Here is a 14452-nt window from a genome sequence, read left to right on the forward strand (position 1 = left end):
CGGTGCCCTTCCGCTCGTTCCTCGCCGCCGGTGGCCGACGAACGGCGGATTGCAGCGCGGGCTCCGGCGCAACGTCGGCGGGCCGTCCGGGTTCCCACTCCTGATGGTGGTCCGACCACGCCCTGCCCGCACGCTCCGCCCCGCTGCCGCGCTGCTCGCCGCGGCCGCGCTCGCCGCCCTCGGCCCCGCCGCCGCCGGTGCCCGCACCGTCGCGGTCGCCGACGGCAGCGACCGGGTGCGGCTGCTCGACCTGCGGCGGCTGACGGTCGAGCGGACCGTGCGGCTGCCCGGCGCGAGCCGCGCGATCGCCTTCGCTCCCGACGGCACTCGGCTGCTGGCCGGCAGCGGCCGCCAGCTGGTGGCGATCGACCCCGACAGCGGCCGGATCACCGCCCGGCGGACGCTCGCCGCGACGACCGGTGGGCTGGCGGCGGCGTCGAACCGGCTGGTGGTCGGCGGCGACCGGCGGCTGCGACTGCTCGACCCGGCGTCGCTGGCCGGCAGCGCGACCGTGACCCTGCCCGCGGGCGCGGCGATCGACGGCGTCGCGATCGGCCCCGGCGGCGGGCGGGCGCTGGTCGCCGCCGGCCGCCGCGGCGCCTACCTGGTCGACCTCGACCGCCGGCGGGTGGTCCGCCGGATTACCGCCAGCGCCCCGCGCGGGGTCGCGATCCGGGCCGACGACCGCACCGGGCTGGTGGCGTTGCCGCCGCGCGGGCGCCGCCGCGGGCAGCTGCTGGTGGTCGACGTGACCAGCGGGCGCACGCTGCGGCGGATCGCGCTGCCGGCCGGCGTCGGCGGCGGGGTCGCGGTGTCCGGCTCGCCGGCCCGGACCGCGGTCGGGCCGGCCGACCGCCGCGCCCGCCGGACGGCGATGGTCGACGTCGCCAGCGGCCGGGTGGTGCGGACGGTGACCGCCGGCCGCGGCCCCGGCCTGCCCGCGATCGGCGACGCCGACAGCAAGCTGCTGATCGCCGACGGCGGCGACCGCAGCCTCTCGCTGGCCCCGGTCGACGGCCGCCAGCGGACCCGGATCCGCCACCTCGGCCGCCGAGCCCCGACGGCGATCGCGGTCCAGCCGGGCCTGGCGCTGCAGGTCGGGACGGCGGGGAACGACCTGCTGCTCGGCACCCGCGGCCCCGACCGGCTGGTCGGCCTGGGCGGCGACGACGACCTCCGCGGCGGCCGCGACCTGGACGTGCTCGAGGGTGGCGAGGGCAACGACCGGCTCGACGGCGGCACCGGCCAGGACCAGCTCGACGGCGGTCCCGGCGACGACCGGATCGTCGGCCGCGACGGCAGCGACCGGGTGCTGGGCGGCGACGGCGCCGACAGCGTCGAGACCGGCCAGGGCGACGACCGGATCGACCTCGGTCCTGGCGACGACCGGGCCGACGGCGGCGACGGCGACGACACCGTCCTCGGCGGTCCCGGCAACGACCAGATCGTCGAGCGCGGCCTCGGCAACGACCCGCTGCTCGACGGCGGCGAGGGCGACGACGTGATCGTCGCCGGCCGCGGGACCGACAAGCTCGTCGGCGGCCCCGGCGACGACCAGCTCGACGCCGGCAGCGGCAGCGACCGGATCGACGCCGGGCCGGGCGCCGACCACGTCCTGACCGGGACCGGCGACGACCGGGTCGAGGCCGGCAGCGAGGACGACGTGGTGGTCGGCGACATCGGCGCCAACCGGATCGGCGGCGGCACCGGCAACGACCAGCTCGACGGCAACTCCGGCAACGACACGATCGACGGCGGAGCGGGCGACGACGTGATCGTCGGCGGTCCCGGCCGCGACGTGATCGAGGCCGGGTCCGGCGACGACCAGGTGCGGGCCGCCGACCAGAACACCGACACGGTCGACTGCGGCCCCGGCGAGGACACCGTCTTCGTCGAGGACCACGACCCGACCCGCGACCGCCTGACCCGCTGCGAGCACGTGGTGCCGGTCCCCGCCGAGCCCGGCCACGACCTCGGGCGGCCGTCGAACGTGATCTTCGGGACTCCGGGCGACGACGTCCGGATCGGCACCGACGGGATCGACTCGCTGATCACCGGGCCGGGCAACGACCAGCTCGACGGCCGCGGCGGTGACGACTACGTCGACGGCGAGGACGGCGACGACATCGTCCACGGCGGCAGCGGCAACGACGACGTCCACGGCCGCAAGGGCAACGACCAGGCGTTCGGCGACGAGGGAGACGACCGCGTGACCGGGGCCAGCGGCGACGACCGCGTCTCGGGCGGGCCCGGCGACGACGTGGTGATCGGCAGCGCCGGCCGCGACGAGATCAGCGGCGACGAGGGCGACGACCGGATCGAGGCGATCGACGGCGAGGTCGACCGGATCAGCTGCGGCCCCGGCACCGACACCGCCCTGGTCGACCTCGACGACGTGCTCGTCGACGGCACCTGCGAGCGGGTCGTCCGCTGACCGGCGTCGTCGATCGTCCGCCCGGGCGCGGCGGGGGGCGGGGGGCCGTCGAATCGCGGTCTCGCGGGCGGTCGGCCCGCGAGATCGCGTTCCGACAGCGTGGGGACGCCGAACCGCGATCTCGCGCGCGGCAGGGCGGCGAGATGGCGACCGTCCGGCCTAGGACGCCGAATCGCGGTCTCGCGCATGGCCGGCCGACGAGATCGCGTTTCGACGGCGTGGGGACGCCGAATCGCAGTCTCGCGCGGAGGGGTGGGGCGAGATGGCGACCGTCCGGCGTGGGGACGTCGAATCGCGGTCTGGCGAGTGGTCGGCCGACGAGATCGCGTTTCGGCGGCGCGGGGACGTCGAATCGCGGTCTCGTGGGCGGGGCGGGAGCGAGACGGCGTTCCGCCCGCCCGGAGACGTCGAATCGCGGTCTCGCGCGTGGCCGCTGGCGAGATCGCGTTTCGACGGCGTGGGGACGTCGAAACGCCGTCTCGGTCTCGTCGTCGCGACGGATCCGCGATTCGACCGGGCCGCCTCGACCGTCCGCCAGGGCGACCCACGACCGTCCGTGACCGACGACTCGTCCAGGCGGTGGCCGACGGCGCGGAGGCGGGCGCTCGGACGGCCGATGATCCTCCCATGAGCCACCCCGGAAGGAGCCACGACATGCCCCACCACCGCCTCGCCTGGGCGGCCGCCGCGACCGCCTACGTGGCCCTCTGGCGGGCCGCCTACCGCAACGTCACGGCGCCGGCCGCCCGCCCGTCGCGCTGAACCGCTTGCGACCGGCTCAGCCACCGGCGGCGCCCGCCCGCCCCGCTGAGCCCGCCCGCCCGCCCGGCCGGCTGAAGCCCCCCCGGCTCAGCCCCCCGCCACGTGCGCCCGCGCCGCCGCCCGGGCCCGCGCGGGATCGGCGTCGAGGACCGCGTAGAGCTGCTTGATCGCGTCGAAGATCTCGTCCGCCGCCGCCCGCGCGTCGTCACGGGCGACGTTGCCGGCACCCTGCGCCTCGTAGCGGAACGGGTGGCCGAAGAGGACGGTGATCCGGGGCAGCTGGCCGCGCTTCCAGTTGCGCACGTGCGAGCTGCCGTGGATCGCCGCCGGCACCACGGTCGCCCCCGACTCGAGCGCGAAGCGGCCGATCCCCGGCTTGGCCCGCGCCGCCAGCTCGCCGGTCCGCGAGCGCCCGCCCTCGCAGTAGGTGGCCATGCAGCCGCCGCGGGCGAGGATCGCCGAGACGGTCGCGAACGCCTCGACGTCGGCCCGGCCGCGCTGGATCGGGAAGGTGCCGCCGGTCGTGTAGACCCAGTCGAGCGGCCGCACGAACATCTGCGACTTGGCCATGAAGTGGATCTTCCGCCGCAGCCCGAGGCCGAGGAAGAAGTGGTCCATGTTCGAGAAGTGGTTGGGGGCGATGATCAGCGGCCCCGACCGCGGCACCCGCTCGGTGCCGTAGGCGCGGGTCCGGAAGAACCCCAGCCCCAGCAGCGTCGTCAGGCAGCGGACGATCTCGTAGGTCGGCCCCGGCTCGGCCCGCCGGGTCCGCTCGTGGTAGCGGCGGAACTGCTCCGGCGGACGCTCGTCGCGGTAGACCTGCGGCTTCAGCTGGACGAGGTCGTCGGCCATCGCCGCGAGCCTACTCCGGCAGCGCCTGCCGCAGCGAGCGCCCGACCGCGTCGCGCCAGCCGGCGTGCAGGGTCTCCGCCTCGTCGCGGCTCATCAGCGGCTCGTAGGCGGCGGCCTGGCGCCAGCTGCGGGTGATCTCCCGCTGGTTCCAGGCGCCGACTCCGACCCCGGCCATGTAGGCCGCGCCGAGCGCCGTCGTCTCGTGGATCGCCGGCACCACCACCGGCACCCCGAGCACGTCGGCCTGGAACTGCATCAGCCAGCGGTTGGCGGTCGCCCCGCCGTCGGCCTTCAGCACCCGCAGCGGCTCGTCGGCGGCGGCCTCCATCGCCCGCACCGCGTCGAGCGTCTGGTAGGCGATCGACTCCAGCGTCGCCCGCGCCAGGTGGGCGCGGGTCGAGCCGCGGGTCAGGCCGGTGATCGTGCCGCGCGCGTACGGGTCCCAGTGCGGCGACCCGAGCCCGGCGAAAGCCGGCACCAGGTGGACGCCGTCGTTGGAGGCGAGCGAGGCGGCCAGCGGCTCGGTCTCCCCCGCGCTGTCGATGATCCGCAGCCCGTCGCGCAGCCACTGGACCGCGGCGCCGGTGGCGAAGACCGAGGCCTCGAGGGCGAACATCGTCCGCTCGCCGATCCGCCAGGCGACGGTCCGCAGCAGGCCCGCGGGCGGGGCGCCGGTCGGGGCCTCGTCGCCGGTGTTGAGGAGCACGAACGAGCCGGTGCCGTAGGTGTTCTTGCCCTCGCCGCGATCGAGGCAGGCCTGGCCGTAGAGGGCCGCCTGCTGGTCGCCGGCGACGCCCGCGACCGGGCAGGCGGCGCCGCCGAGCACGCCCGGCTGGACGCGGCCGAAGCCGCCGATCGAGGGCCGGATCTCCGGCAGCGACCGCAGCGGCACCCCGAGCAGGTCGCACAGCTGCTCGTCCCAGCCGCCGCTCGCGAGCCCGTAGAGCATCGTCCGCGAGGCGTTCGACGGGTCGGTGACGTGCTCGCCGGTCAGCTGGAAGAGCAGCCACGAGTCGATCGTCCCGAAGACGGCGGTGCCGCGGCGGGCGCGCTCCCGCAGCTCGGGCGCGTGCTCCAGCAGCCAGGCGATCTTGGTGCCGGAGAAGTAGGGGTCGAGGACCAGCCCGGTCCGCTCGCGGATCAGCGGCTCGTGGCCGTCGGCCCGCAGCCGGTCGCAGATCCCCGCCGTCCGCCGGTCCTGCCAGACGATCGCCCGGTGCAGCGGCTCGCCGGTGGCGGGATCCCAGACGCAGATCGTCTCGCGCTGGTTCGTGATCCCGATCGCGTGCAGCTGCGCGGGGTCGATCCCGGCGTCGTCGCAGGCCTCGAACGCGACCTCGCGGGTGACGGCCCAGATCTCGGCCGCGTCGTGCTCGACCCAGCCGGGCTGCGGGAAGTGCTGGGCGAACTCGCGGTAGCCGCGGCCGAGCAGCTCGCCGTCGCCGTCGACGACGAAGCAGGTCGTGCCGGTGGTGCCCTGGTCGATCGAGAGGATCACGAGACGAGCGGGTCGGTCGGGGCCGCGGTCTCGGCGGTGTCCTCGGTGGTCGTCTCGTCGGCGACGGCCGCGGCCGCCTCGGCCGGGGTCGGCCGGTGGGCGGCGCCGTCGGGCAGGACCGCGGCCAGGAAGCGGCCGATCCGCTCGGTCGCGTCGCGGCCCTCGGGCAGGTTGCCCCAGATCGGCGGCACGTGCGGGACCCGCTCGTAGATCTCCAGCTCGGCGCGGACGCCGGCGTCGGCCAGCCGCTGGGCGACCCGCCGGCTGTCGTCGCGCAGCAGCTCGGTGCTGCCGACCTGGAGCAGCGTCGGCGGCAGCTGGGCCTGCAGCTCGGCGGGACCGAAGAGCGGCGAGCAGCGCCAGTCGGCCGGGTCGAGCCCGGCGCAGGCGACGCGGGCGCAGCGCCAGAGGGCGACCTCGGGGATGAAGGGGTCGATCCCGTCGTGCTCGCGGACGCTCGGACCGCTCATCGACAGGTCGCTCCAGGGCGAGAGCAGGACCAGGCCGGCCGGCATCGGCAGCCCGGCCTCGGCGGCGTGCAGCAGCAGCGCGTGGGCCAGGTTGCCGCCGGCCGAGTCGCCGGCGACGACGATCCGAGCCGGGTCGTGGTCGCGGAGCAGGGCGCGGTAGACGGCCAGCGCGTCCTCGACCGGCGCCGGCAGGGTCGCGACCGGCGGCAGTCGGTAGTCGGGGACGACGGCCGGGATCCCGCTGGCGTGGGAGAGCTGCGAGGTCAGGACCCGGTGCGTGCGGGGCGAGCCGAAGACGTAGCCGCCGCCGTGGAGGTAGAGCAGCACGGCCTGGTCGGGGCCGCGGCGCTGCTGGGCGCGCGGACCCCAGACCCGCTCGACGGGCACGCCGTCGATCGTGGTCTCCTCGACCAGCGTTCCCTGCTTGGCGCGGATCCGGCGGCCGCGCGGCTCGCTGATCCGCTGCAGCAGCAGGACGCCGCGCGGAGTCATCCGCCAGCCGGCGGCGAGCGGACGCAGGATCCGCCGCAGCCGGCGCTCGAAGACGAGCGCCGCCGGGCTCGGCGGCCCCAGCTGGCGGACGACGGGGCCGACGGCCGGACCGGAATCCATGGCCGGCAGCCTATAGCGGCCGGCCGCTCGGCCGATCGGCGAACGTGCTCGTTCGCCGCGGCCTCTATCGTCCGCCGCGATGGCCGGCCAGCTGCTGCGCGACCACCCCGCCGAGGGCGTCCTGCGCCTGACGATCTCCCACCCGGAGAAGCTCGGCGCGCTCGACCACCCGCTGCTCGACGCGATCGCCGCAGCGGTCACCGACGCCTGCGCGCCAGGCTCGGGCGTGCGGGCGATCCTGCTGACCGGCGCCGACGGGCGGTTCTCGTCCGGCTACGACCTGGGCGAGGTGGCGGGCGGCCCGGCCGACGCCTTCGCCGAGCAGGCCGAGGCGCTGGTCGCCCACCCGTTCACGGCGGCGATCGACGCGGTCGAGGCTTGCGAGCTGCCGACGGTGGCGGCGCTGCCGGGCCACACGATGGGCGGCGGGCTGGAGCTGGCGCTGGTCTGCGACCTGCGGATCGCCGCCGACCACATCCGGCTGGCGATGCCGCCGGCGAAGCTGGGGCTGATCTACTCGCACACCGGCCTGCGGCGGTTCGTCGACGCGATCGGCAGCCCCCGGACCCGCGAGCTGTTCCTGCTCGGCCGCGCGATCGACCCGCCGACGGCGCTCGCCTGGGGCCTGGTCAACCGGGTGGTGGCGGCCGACGCGCTGGAGGCGGCCGCGCTCGACCTGGCCGTCGGCCTGGCGGCGGGCGCCCCGCTCGCCCAGCGCGGCAACAAGCGGATCCTGCGGGCGCTGCTCGACGGCGAGGGCGAGCTGCGGCGTGAGGTCGAGGAGGAGCTGCTGGCCCTGCGCCGCGCCAGCTTCGCCAGCGAGGACCTGCTGGAGGGCGTGCGGGCGTTCGCCGAGAAGCGGCCGCCGCAGTGGCGGGGGCGGTGAGCGGGGCGGGGACTGCAAGGATCCCCCCGTGCGCCTGATCAGCTGGAACGTCGCCTCGCTGCGCGCCCGCCTGCCGCGGGTGCTGGAGCTGCTGGAGGAGCTGGAGCCGGACGTGCTCTGCCTGCAGGAGACGAAGTGCAGCGCGGCCCAGTTCCCGCGGCTGGAGCTGGAGGCGGCCGGCTACCGGATCGACGAGCACTCGGCGGGGCCGTGGAACGGGGTGGCGATCCTGTCGCGGGCCGCGACGGCCGGCGACGCGCCGAGCGAGCCGCTGGCCGGGCTGCCGGGCCAGCACGACCCGACCGAGGCGCGGTGGATCGAGGCGACGGTCGGCGGGCTGCGGATCGCCTCGGTCTACGTGATCAACGGCAAGGCCCTCGACCACCCCGACTACCGGGCCAAGCTGGCCTTCCTCGACGCGATGGCCGAGCGGGCGCGGACCCTGGCGGCGGGCGGGCCACTGGTGATCATGGGCGACATGAACGTCTGCCCGACCGACCGCGACTGCTACGCGCCGGACCGGTTCGTGGCCGGCACCCACACCTCGGAGCCGGAGCGGACGGCGCTGCGCGGGGTGCTGGAGGCCGGCGACCTGGTCGACGGCTTCGTCGCGGTCAACGGCGAGGACTTCCCGGCCGACGATCCCAAGGGCCCCGGCGGTCCCCGCTACACCTGGTGGGACTACCGGGCCGGCAACTTCCACAAGAACCTGGGCCTGCGGATCGACCTGGCGCTGCTCGACCGCGAGACCGCCGCCCGCGCCGAGCGGGTCTGGGTCTCGCGCGAGTTCCGCAAGGGCCAGAAGCCCTCCGACCACGCGCCGCTGGTGGTCGACCTGGCCGATTGAGCGCGGGCCGCCCGGCGGCCCCCGTCCCTACGGCGCCCAGACCCAGCTGACGAACAGCACCGCCCACGCCGCCTGCAGCACCAGCAGCAGCGGCGCGACCCAGCGCATCCGCTGGCCCTGGTGGGCCCAGAGGCCGAGCGCGACGACGATCGGGAAGCAGGCCATCGCGAACCGCGGCATCGACATCAGCGGCTGCTGCATCGACGGCACCGACAGCGGATAGGCGAGCGAGATCGCGCCCCACGCCACCCAGCTGACCGGCAGCCGCCGCCGCGCCCACCAGAGCACCGCCCCGGCCACGGTCACGATCGCCAGCAGGACGACGTCGCGGGCCAGGGCCAGCCCCGCCACCTGGCCCGGCGCCAGCGGGTCCATCCGCCACGCCCCCGCCAGGTCGCCGATCCGGCCGACGACGGCCCAGACGCCGGCCCCGAGGCCGCCGATCGGGGTCAGGAAGGTCCGCGCCCAGTCGCCCTGGGCCCGGATCGCCCCGATCGGGTCGCCGGTCTCCAGCCCCAGGTAGAGCGCGTAGGCCAGCAGGCCCGCCGGCACCAGCGCGATCCACCGCCACTCGCTTCCCCGCAGCGACCGCCGGCCGCCGACCCGCCACCAGGCGACGTCGCCGCGCAGCGGGGTCGCCCCCGGCCGCCGGCCCCACAGGTACTCGACCATCAGCGGCAGCACCAGCAGGATCCCGATGCTGCGGCAGGAGGCGGCAACCGCGCCGAGCGCCCCGGCCAGCAGCCAGCGGTCCTGGCGCGCCGCCCACAGGCAGCCGAGCGAGAGGACCAGGAACAGCGCCTCGGTGTAGATCGCCGAGAGGAAGATCGCCGGCGGCACGTAGGCCGCCACCCGCACCACCGTCCGCGCCGTCGCCACGTCGCGGGCCTTGGCCACGATCCGGTGCAGCGCGGTCAGGAAGCCGATCGCGCAGGTCCACGAGATCAGCAGCCCGGCCGGCACCAGCGCGCCGCCGAGCGGGGCCGAGACGACGTTCATCAGCAGCGGGTAGAGCGGGAAGAACGCCGAGCGCGAGGGGTCGGTCGGCGTGTAGCCGCCCTGCGCGATCGTCAGGTACCAGGAGCTGTCCCAGCGGCAGCCGGGCGCGATCAGGGCGTCGAGGCCGCCGATCGCCGTCGGCCGGCACTCCCACATCGGATCGAGCCGCGCGCCGCGCGATCCGGCCCAGCCGAAGAGCGCGATCGTCAGCAGCCCGGCGGTCCAGACCACCGCCCGCGAGAGCGCGAAGGCCCGCACCGCCTCGCGCAGCGCGAGCAGGAGGTCGGCCCCCAGGGCCTCCTCCAGCACGCCCGTGGCGGGGCGCGGAACGGTGCGCGCGGTGCGGTCGTCCACGGGCCAAAGGATCGCGGGTCGCGCGCGCGGATGCGGTGACGGCGGGGTGAAGCGGCCCCGCGCGGCGCTTGACAGCCCAAGGAAGTAAGTGCATACTCACCTCGCGATGGCGACCACCCGACTCTCCGCCGAGGAACGCCGCGAGCAGGTGCTCGACGTCGCCACGCCGCTGGTCGCGGCGCGCGGGTTCGACGCCACGCCCACCGCCGCGATCGCCGAGGCGGCCGGGATCTCCCACGCCTACCTCTTCCGGCTCTTCCCGTCCAAGCTCGACCTGGTCCGCGCGTTGGTGGCCCGCTGCAACGCGAAGATCGGCCACGTGATGGAGCGCGCCGCCGCCGAGGCCCGCGCCGCCGGCGACCCGGTGCTGCCGGCGATGGGGATGTCGTACAGCGCGCTGCTCGCCGACAGCGACCAGCTGCTGCTCCAGCTCCACGCCCACGCCGCCTCGCCGACGATGCCCGAGGTCCGGCAGGCGATGCAGGAGTCGTTCCGCTCGCTCTCGGCGCTGGTCCGGCGCCAGGCCCCCGACGTCACGCCCGAGGAGCTCCGTGCCTTCTTCGCGCAGGGAATGCTCTGCAACGTCGCCGCGGCGCTCGACCTCTACGCGATCGACGCCGACTGGGCCCGCGCCCTGACCGGCGCCCCGCCCTGGGCCGAGGAGCCCTGCCTGCCGCCTGCCGAGGCCGCCGCCGCAGCGGCCGCCGCGGCCGCCACCCCGTCCCCGGAGGACGCCGCCCGCGGCTGACCTCCCCCACCCTCCTCGTGACCCCGGCGGCCTCGGCCGCCGTTCTTCGGGCCACTAGGAGAGTGAGCACTCACCACCTTCACGCCCCCGCGCGACCCACGCCCATCCCACCCGAAGGACAGATCCACCATGCCCACCAGCGCCGGCCCGACCGGCTTCCCCCTGCGCGTCGTCGTGATCGTCGCGCTCGCCGTCTTCATGACCTCGCTCGACAACCTGGTCGTCGGCGTCGCCCTGCCCTCGATCCAACGCGACCTCGGCGGCTCGCTCGAGGCGCTGGAGTGGACGGTCAACGGCTACACGCTCGCCTTCGCCGTCTTCCTGCTGACCGGCGCCGCGCTCGGCGACCGCTTCGGCCGCCGGCGGATGTTCCTGCTCGGCCTGAGCCTCTTCACCGCCGCCAGCGCGCTGGCCGCGCTCGCCGGATCGGTCGAGCTGCTGGTCGCCGCCCGCGCGCTCCAGGGCCTCGGGGCGGCGATCGTCACGCCGCTGACGCTGACGATCCTGGCCGACGCCGTGCCGCCGCGGCAGCGCGGCCTGGCGATCGGGATCTGGGGCGGGATCGGCGGCCTCGGGGTCGCGATCGGCCCGGCCGTCGGCGGCGCCGTGGTCGAGGGCCTCGACTGGTCGTGGATCTTCTGGCTCAACGTCCCGGTCGGCCTGCTGCTGCTGCCGATCGCCGCCCGCCAGCTGCGCGAGTCGTTCGCGCCCGACGGCCGCACCACCCCGATCGACCGCCGCGGCCTGCTGCTGGCCACCGCCGGCCTCTTCGGCCTGACCTTCGGGATCGTCCGCAGCCAGGTGCTCGGCTGGGGCTCGGCGACGGTCGTCGCGGCGCTCGCCGCCGGCCTCCTGCTGCTGGTCGCCTTCGTCGCCTGGGAGCGGCGCGCGGTCGCCCCGATGCTGCCGCTGCGGCTCTTCCGCTCGGCCCCCTTCGCGGCCGCCAACGGGCTCTCGTTCGCGATGTTCTTCGGGATGTTCGGGGCGATCTTCCTGCTCAGCCAGTTCTTCCAGATCGCCCAGCAGATGGGCCCGCTCGAGGCCGGCCTGCGGACGCTGCCGTGGACCGGGATGCCGGTCCTGGTGGCCCCGATCGCCGGCCTCCTGAGCGACCGGATCGGCCCCCGGCCGCTGCTGGTGACCGGGATGGCGCTGCAGGCGATCGCGCTCTTCTGGCTCTCCCAGGTCTCGACCCCGACCGTCCCCTACGGCGAGCTGATCGCGCCGTTCGTGCTGGCCGGCGTCGGGATGGCGCTGGTCTTCAGCCCGGTCGCCGGCGCGGTGCTCGCGTCGGCCCCGGCGGCGCTGGCCGGCAAGGCCTCGGGGACGACCAACGCGATCCGCGAGAGCGGCGGCGTCTTCGGGGTCGCGATCCTGGCCACCGTCTTCAGCGCCCACGGCGGCCACGCCGATCCGCAGGCGTTCAGCGACGGGCTGGTGGCGGCGCTGCCGGTCGGCGCGGCGGTGCTGGCGGTCGGGGCCGCGATCGGCCTCCTGACCCCCGGCCGCGCGCGTCCGCAGGCGGCCGCGGCCGAGGCCCCGGCGACCGCCGTCGGCGAGCCGGCCTGAACCGCGGGGCCGGTCGAGGCTCTAGGGTGGGGGACGGCGCGCCGTTCGACACAGCGCCGTCCCCGACACCCAAGGTGCCATGATCCGAACCCGCCTCCTGCCGCTGCTGCTGGCGGCCGCGCTCCCCCTCGCCGCCGTCGGCTGCGGGGGCGACGACGAGCCGAACACCACCGCCGCCAGCACGCCGACGACCAGCGCCAGCACGTCCGCCTCGACGCCGACCACGACGAGCGAGCAGCCGACGACGACGACCAGCGAGCCGTCGAAGGACGACAAGGGCGAGCAGCCGAAGCCGGAGACGACGGCCCAGCCGGCCCCGGACAACCCGCTGGCCAACTACACCAAGGGCGGCAAGCCGGCCGACGACCAGACGGCCAACGAGGTCCGGACCGCGATGCGCGACTTCCTGACCGCGGTCTCGAAGGGCGACGGCGCCAAGATCTGCTCGCGGATCATCGGCTTCGACGAGGTCGCCAAGAAGCTGCGCCAGAAGGACGTCACCTGCGAGTCGTTGATGAAGAACAACGTCAACGCCGCCGCCGCGCCGTCGAAGCAGGCCCTGGCCGCGATCGGCAAGGCGAAGGTCACGGTGAAGGGCGACCGCGCCACCCTCGGCGGCAACATCGGGCCGCCGCTGCGCAAGGTCGACGGGGTTTGGAAGATCGACTACGGCGCCCTGATCCCGGCGATGCCCTCGGCGTCGTCGCTGCCGAAGTGAGCGACGCGCGCGGTCCGCTGGCCGCGCGCACGGTCGTCGCCGACGGCCTGACCGTCGACCTCTACGACGTCCCCGATCCGGTCGGGGGCGTCGTGCTCCTCCACGGCGCCGGCTCGCGGCGCCAGAACCACGCCGCGGTCGCCGCCGCGCTGCAGACCGCCGGCCTGGCCGTGGCGGTGCCCGACCAGCGCGGCCACGGCGACAGCGCCGGCGGGCCCGACGGGCGGCTCGACGGCCGCGCGGTCGAGGACGTCGCGACGGTCGCGGCACTGCTGCCGCCCGGGCCGCGGCTGCTGCGCGGGGCCTCGATGGGCGGGCTGCTGGCGCTGCTGGCCGCCGAGCGGGTCGGCGCCCGCGCGGTGGTCGCGATCTGCCCGGCGGCGCCGCGGATGCTGGCCGCGCGGCTGGCCGAGGGCGCCTACGACGCGGCGGTCGACCCGGCGCCGCTGCGGGCGCTGCTCGACGCCGCCGATCCGGTCGCCGCGGTGGCGGCGCTCGGCGAGCGGCTGCTGCTGGTCCACGCCGCCGGCGACGAGGTGGTGCCGGTGGCCCACAGCCGCGCCCTGCACGCGCAGAGCGGCGGCCGCTCGAGCCTGGTGGTGCTGCCGGGCGGGGACCACCCGTCGACCGGCCACGACCCGGCGGTCGTGGCGCTCGGCGCGCGGTTCCTGCGCGGCTGGGCCGCCGAGGGCTAGTCCATCCGGGTGAACTCGCGCTTGCGGGCGCCGCAGACCGGGCAGAGCCAGGTGTCGGGGATGTCCTCGAACGGCGTTCCGGGCGGGATCCCTCCGTCCGGATCGCCCTCGGAGGTTTCGTAGACGTAGCCGCAGGCCTCGCAGATCCACTGCGCGTCGTCACTCATGGCGGCAAGAGTAGATGAGTCGATCGGCGATCGTCCTGGGCGTCGAACACCGCGTCCGCCGCGACCGTTGTCGTGCCCGCCACCGCCGACGCGCGCCCGCCCGCCCGCCGGCCGACGGGCTAGGCTGGCTGCGTGGCCAGTTCCGTCGATCCCTCCGCCCGGCCGCCTGTGACGCCGCGTCCCGCCGCCGCCGTCGTGCCGCTCCGCGACGGGCCGACGGGGCTCGAGGTGCTGGTCGGCCAGCGGACGCCCGCCGCCCGCTTCATGGGCGGCTTCTGGGTCTTCCCCGGCGGCCGGGTCGAGCCGAGCGACGGCGAGGGCGACGCCGCCAACCGCGCCGCCGCCGCCCGCGAGCTGCGCGAGGAGGTCGGCCTGACCGTCGCCGCCGACGCGCTGGTGGCGCTCGACCGCTGGATCACGCCCGAGCCGCTGCCGGTGCGGTTCGACACCGCCTTCTTCCTCGGCCGGATCGAGGGCGATCCGCCGATCGTGATCGACGGCGAGGAGATCGTCGCCCACCGCTGGGTCGCGCCCGCGCAGCTGCTCGAGGACGCGGTCGCGCAGGGGCTCGCGGTGGTCGCGTTCCCGACCCGCTGCCAGCTCGAGGAGCTGGCCGGCTGGGCGACCACCGACGAGGCGCTCGCCGCCTGCGAGGGCCGCGCGATCGAGCCGGTGACCCCGGTCGTCGACCCGCGCGACGGCGACCCGATCCTGCGGATCCGCCGGGCCGGGATCGAGCGGGCGTTCCCGCTGACCGACGTGCCGGCGGCCGAGCGCCCGCGCTGACGCCCGATCGGGGGGACGACGGCCCCGCGGCGGTCCGGCGGCGCACCGCTCCCGG

Annotated in this window: 14 protein-coding genes; 9 read left to right on the top strand and 5 right to left on the bottom strand. The window is 76.3% G+C overall.

Features of this window, described 5'->3' with window-relative positions:
• The first annotated feature begins 103 nt into the window (after positions 1-103).
• Together SH587_RS20185 and SH587_RS20190 are read left to right on the top strand one after the other, a co-directional pair.
• Positions 104-2434 carry a hypothetical protein gene (locus tag SH587_RS20185; protein ID WP_320672460.1) on the top strand — a complete coding sequence of 777 codons (2331 nt, stop codon included), beginning with the start codon at positions 104-106 and terminating at the stop codon, positions 2432-2434.
• 627 nt (positions 2435-3061) lie between these two features.
• On the top strand, positions 3062-3196 hold the full coding sequence (locus SH587_RS20190) for a hypothetical protein (RefSeq protein ID WP_320672461.1): 135 nt from the start codon (positions 3062-3064) through the stop codon (positions 3194-3196).
• A gap of 87 nt (positions 3197-3283) precedes the next feature.
• On the opposite strand, the gene SH587_RS20195 is transcribed toward SH587_RS20190, so the two are convergent.
• From SH587_RS20195 to SH587_RS20205, 3 genes are read right to left on the bottom strand one after another with little or no spacing between them, the layout of a single operon-like run.
• Positions 3284-4048 carry a lysophospholipid acyltransferase family protein gene (locus tag SH587_RS20195; RefSeq protein WP_320672462.1) on the bottom strand — a complete coding sequence of 255 codons (765 nt, stop codon included), beginning with the start codon at positions 4046-4048 and terminating at the stop codon, positions 3284-3286.
• A gap of 10 nt (positions 4049-4058) precedes the next feature.
• On the bottom strand, positions 4059-5546 hold the full coding sequence (gene glpK, locus SH587_RS20200; protein WP_320672463.1) for a glycerol kinase GlpK: 1488 nt from the start codon (positions 5544-5546) through the stop codon (positions 4059-4061).
• Entirely contained in the window at positions 5543-6628 is a 1086-nt protein-coding gene (locus tag SH587_RS20205; RefSeq protein WP_320672464.1) for an alpha/beta hydrolase, read from the bottom strand. Before SH587_RS20205 ends, glpK begins: the two co-directional genes overlap by 4 nt.
• Before the next feature lie 79 nt (positions 6629-6707).
• Here SH587_RS20205 and SH587_RS20210 point away from each other — a divergent pair, with 79 nt between their 5' ends.
• Together SH587_RS20210 and SH587_RS20215 are read left to right on the top strand one after the other, a co-directional pair.
• Complete coding sequence (locus SH587_RS20210) at positions 6708-7514, top strand: enoyl-CoA hydratase/isomerase family protein (RefSeq protein WP_320672465.1); 807 nt, start codon at positions 6708-6710, stop codon at positions 7512-7514.
• A 28-nt stretch (positions 7515-7542) separates the two neighbouring features.
• Positions 7543-8361 carry an exodeoxyribonuclease III gene (locus SH587_RS20215; protein ID WP_320672466.1) on the top strand — a complete coding sequence of 273 codons (819 nt, stop codon included), beginning with the start codon at positions 7543-7545 and terminating at the stop codon, positions 8359-8361.
• A gap of 27 nt (positions 8362-8388) precedes the next feature.
• Here the strand turns inward: SH587_RS20215 and SH587_RS20220 are convergent, their stop codons facing one another.
• Positions 8389-9714, bottom strand: a complete 1326-nt coding sequence (locus SH587_RS20220) for a mannosyltransferase family protein (protein ID WP_320672467.1) — start codon at positions 9712-9714, stop codon at positions 8389-8391.
• 106 nt (positions 9715-9820) lie between these two features.
• Here SH587_RS20220 and SH587_RS20225 point away from each other — a divergent pair, with 106 nt between their 5' ends.
• From SH587_RS20225 to SH587_RS20240, 4 genes are all read left to right on the top strand, one after another.
• Complete coding sequence (locus SH587_RS20225; protein WP_320672468.1) at positions 9821-10462, top strand: TetR/AcrR family transcriptional regulator; 642 nt, start codon at positions 9821-9823, stop codon at positions 10460-10462.
• 129 nt (positions 10463-10591) lie between these two features.
• Positions 10592-12031 carry a DHA2 family efflux MFS transporter permease subunit gene (locus tag SH587_RS20230; RefSeq protein WP_320672469.1) on the top strand — a complete coding sequence of 480 codons (1440 nt, stop codon included), beginning with the start codon at positions 10592-10594 and terminating at the stop codon, positions 12029-12031.
• A gap of 79 nt (positions 12032-12110) precedes the next feature.
• Positions 12111-12749: a hypothetical protein gene (locus SH587_RS20235; RefSeq protein ID WP_320672470.1), complete on the top strand. Its 639-nt coding sequence runs from the start codon at positions 12111-12113 to the stop codon at positions 12747-12749.
• Positions 12746-13444, top strand: coding sequence for an alpha/beta hydrolase (locus SH587_RS20240; RefSeq protein WP_320672471.1), 699 nt, complete (start codon positions 12746-12748; stop codon positions 13442-13444). The genes SH587_RS20235 and SH587_RS20240 overlap by 4 nt, the downstream gene beginning before the upstream one ends.
• Here the strand turns inward: SH587_RS20240 and SH587_RS20245 are convergent.
• Positions 13441-13611, bottom strand: coding sequence for a rubredoxin (locus SH587_RS20245; RefSeq protein ID WP_320672472.1), 171 nt, complete (start codon positions 13609-13611; stop codon positions 13441-13443). The two genes, SH587_RS20240 and SH587_RS20245, sit on opposite strands and share 4 nt — an antisense overlap.
• A 132-nt stretch (positions 13612-13743) precedes the next feature.
• Between SH587_RS20245 and SH587_RS20250 the strand changes: the two genes are divergently transcribed.
• Complete coding sequence (locus SH587_RS20250; protein WP_320672473.1) at positions 13744-14397, top strand: NUDIX hydrolase; 654 nt, start codon at positions 13744-13746, stop codon at positions 14395-14397.
• Positions 14398-14452: the final 55 nt, after the last annotated feature.

This window comes from Patulibacter defluvii (assembly GCF_034096925.1).
GTDB lineage: Bacteria > Actinomycetota > Thermoleophilia > Solirubrobacterales > Solirubrobacteraceae > Patulibacter > Patulibacter defluvii.

What these genes read in the sequence shown, in the direction of transcription:
- SH587_RS20210 (WP_320672465.1), top strand. Translation starts at nt 6,708, where the DNA reads ATGGCCGGCCAGCTGCTGCGCGACCACCCCGCCGAGGGCGTCCTGCGC.
- SH587_RS20190 (WP_320672461.1), top strand. Translation starts at nt 3,062, where the DNA reads ATGAGCCACCCCGGAAGGAGCCACGACATGCCCCACCACCGCCTCGCC.
- SH587_RS20185 (WP_320672460.1), top strand. Translation starts at nt 104, where the DNA reads ATGGTGGTCCGACCACGCCCTGCCCGCACGCTCCGCCCCGCTGCCGCG.
- SH587_RS20230 (WP_320672469.1), top strand. Translation starts at nt 10,592, where the DNA reads ATGCCCACCAGCGCCGGCCCGACCGGCTTCCCCCTGCGCGTCGTCGTG.
- SH587_RS20235 (WP_320672470.1), top strand. Translation starts at nt 12,111, where the DNA reads ATGATCCGAACCCGCCTCCTGCCGCTGCTGCTGGCGGCCGCGCTCCCC.
- SH587_RS20195 (WP_320672462.1), bottom strand. Translation starts at nt 4,048, where the DNA reads ATGGCCGACGACCTCGTCCAGCTGAAGCCGCAGGTCTACCGCGACGAG.
- SH587_RS20245 (WP_320672472.1), bottom strand. Translation starts at nt 13,611, where the DNA reads ATGAGTGACGACGCGCAGTGGATCTGCGAGGCCTGCGGCTACGTCTAC.
- SH587_RS20205 (WP_320672464.1), bottom strand. Translation starts at nt 6,628, where the DNA reads ATGGATTCCGGTCCGGCCGTCGGCCCCGTCGTCCGCCAGCTGGGGCCG.
- SH587_RS20225 (WP_320672468.1), top strand. Translation starts at nt 9,821, where the DNA reads ATGGCGACCACCCGACTCTCCGCCGAGGAACGCCGCGAGCAGGTGCTC.